This is a genomic window from Pseudomonas sp. 05T35 (genome assembly GCF_056396605.1).
Map to the genome: position 1 here is coordinate 1 of NZ_JBFTLU010001007.1, position 378 is coordinate 378.

At 57.1% G+C, this 378-nt stretch carries 1 pseudogene; it reads right to left on the reverse strand.

Features of this window, described 5'->3' with window-relative positions:
* Positions 1–184: 184 nt before the first annotated feature.
* Positions 185–378, reverse strand: a pseudogene (locus tag AC1DH9_RS31135) (GDL motif peptide-associated radical SAM/SPASM maturase); the annotation flags it as partial.

The window sequence follows — 378 nt, forward strand, 5'->3', positions numbered from 1 at the left end:
GTTTGTTCCAGCGTGCCCGCGTGGGTAAAACCATGGGAAAGACGTTCAGCTATCGAGTAGCAGGGTGCTAATTATGGCTGACAGGTGTGGTTTTTTTAGATGATTTTGTTTGCTGCGAGGGAGCGTTATTACCGGCGGTAAAAAGATCGCAGGGGGCAACTCGCCCCCTGGTATCGAGGTCTCGCTACATCAAGTTGCTTTGCGGCAACCCCAGCAGGCCGGTCAGCGTATTGAGGATGGTTTGTTGCCGGGCGCGGTTGACCTGGTGCTCGGCTTCTGCGGCGGCGACATCGGCGGCGCAATGTGGGCAGATCACTTCGTGTGCGTGGATGTACTGCAAGCAGCCACGACACAGCGCCAGTTGCGGCGGAATACGTC